The organism is Falsiroseomonas oryzae (assembly GCF_027856955.1).
Lineage (GTDB): Bacteria > Pseudomonadota > Alphaproteobacteria > Acetobacterales > Acetobacteraceae > Falsiroseomonas > Falsiroseomonas oryzae.
Map to the genome: position 1 here is coordinate 1 of NZ_JAPSMD010000706.1, position 1,836 is coordinate 1,836.

General features: G+C 75.8%; 2 protein-coding genes. Both read right to left on the bottom strand.

What is annotated here, in order from left to right; genetic code table 11:
• Positions 1–462 (bottom strand): Y-family DNA polymerase (locus OZN99_RS30835; RefSeq protein ID WP_456299918.1); only part of this gene is annotated, 462 nt, incomplete at its 3' end.
• A 233-nt stretch (positions 463–695) separates the two neighbouring features.
• On the bottom strand, positions 696–1,463 hold the full coding sequence (locus tag OZN99_RS30840; protein WP_270939022.1) for an ImuA family protein: 768 nt from the start codon (positions 1,461–1,463) through the stop codon (positions 696–698).
• Positions 1,464–1,836 lie beyond the last annotated feature (373 nt).

Consider the following 1,836-nt stretch of genomic DNA (forward strand, 5'->3'; position numbering starts at 1 on the left):
CAGCGCCGCGGCCGGCGCGCCAGCCACCACGCCCGAGGCCGTCACGCCGAGCCGCGCGAGCCCCGCCACCGCGCGCCGCAGCAGCGCATCCTCGCCGCCGAAGAGATGCGCGACGCCGGTGACGTCCACCACCAGCGCATCCCCGCCCGACACCGCCACCAGCGGGGAGAAGCGCATCGCCCAGAGCGCCAGGCGCTCCAGGAAGGCGGCATCCGCGACCGGATCGGCCTCCACCGCCACGGCCTCCGGCACCACAGCCTGCACGTCCGACAAGGCCTGCCCCGGCCGCACGCCCGCGACGCCGCCGACCGCCACCACCTCCCGCCGCGACCCGACCGCCTGCCACACCACGACCGGGCCGCGCAGCCGCAGCCGCTCCACGGGCAGCCGCGGCAAGGCGAGGGCGAGGTGACGGCGGGGTGTGGCGCTGTTGGCCTGCAGGGGGACGCTGTCCCCCTGCACCCCCTGCCAGGAGCCTGAGGCTCCTGGACCTGCATTTGTTTCATGCCCGGCAGGGAGGGGGCCTTGGGCCCCCTCCCTGCCGGGCATCAACAGACGTGGGGGCCCGGGGAGCTTCAAGCTCCCCGGCGGGGGCGCGGGGGCAGAGCCCCCGCAAACCACCGGCGCGACCCCGGCGTCATCCCGTCCCAGCCCTGGCAGCGGCAGCCGGGGCGGGCCTGCGGCGCGGCGGCGGGTCATGCGCGGCGGCGGCGGGTGGTGGGGGCGGGCAGGCTGTCGCTGTCGGTGTCCAGGCGGTCGGTGGTGGTGCGCCAGGTCACCGTCCAGGCGTGGGGCGTGCTGCCGCGGCAGCGCAGGAGTTCGAGCTGCCAGCGCGGGTCGCCGAGCTGGTGCGCGGTGCCGCCATTGCCGGGCAGGGCGTTGACGCGCCAGCGGGTGAGGGCGGCGGAGGGGCCGGCTTCCTCGGTATCGGGCCGCAGCAGCAGGCCGAGCGCGCCGCCGGCCTCGGCAGCGAGTTGCAGGCGGCGGGCGGCGGTGAGGTCGAGTTCGGACAAATTCAGCAGCGCGCCGCCGACGGCCGGGCAGCGCAGCGCCTCCTCCATCGCCCAGAGCCCGTCGGCGGGACGCGGGGCGCGGACCAGGACAAGCTCGGCGGGGGAGAGGCCGAAGCGGGCCAGGCCGGGCGGCCAGGCATCGGGGTCGGGGCCGATCCACAGGACGGGGCCATGAGTGCGGCCGAGGATGACGGCGGCGAAGCCGCAGGCCGCGCCAGGCTCGGCGGCCAGGATCTCATGCAGCCCGGCGCGGGCCAGGCCGCCGCCGGGGAGGTGGGCGTCGATGGTTTCGGACAAATGCACCACCCCCGCCCCGGACCGTGCGAGCGCCGCGGCGGCGCCGGCGCGTTCCAGCCGGCCGATCCGGGCGCGCAGTGCCGCCATCAGCGCCGGCCGGTCCATCGGCAGGGGCTCGGGCGGCAGGGGGTAGGGGGAGGGTTCGGGGTCCATGGCGTCCGTTCCCTATATGTTCTGGCCATGGACCAGCCGCGGTCAAGCGCCTTGCGTGCCAAGGCTCGGATTTTGTTGGGGATTGCTGCAATTCCAGCAGCTTGTGACGGGTGTCGCAGCCATCGCGCGAGCCATGCCGCGGCACGGCAATTTCCTATTTACCATTTCTTAACCTTCGCCCGCCTCAACTCCAGATGCGCAGCGGAGGAAGACCGGAATGCGAGTCGCCCAAGCCAGGCCGCGGACCCTGCCGCGCCTCGTTGCGCTGCTGGTCCTGTCGCTGGTCGCCGCCTGCGCCCGGCTGCCCGCCGGCGACGCCCGCGGCACCCCCGCGGAGGCGGTGGCGGCGCAGGGCTTCGCCCGGCTGTCGGCC

What these genes read in the sequence shown, in the direction of transcription:
- OZN99_RS30840 (WP_270939022.1), bottom strand. Translation starts at nt 1,463, where the DNA reads ATGGACCCCGAACCCTCCCCCTACCCCCTGCCGCCCGAGCCCCTGCCG.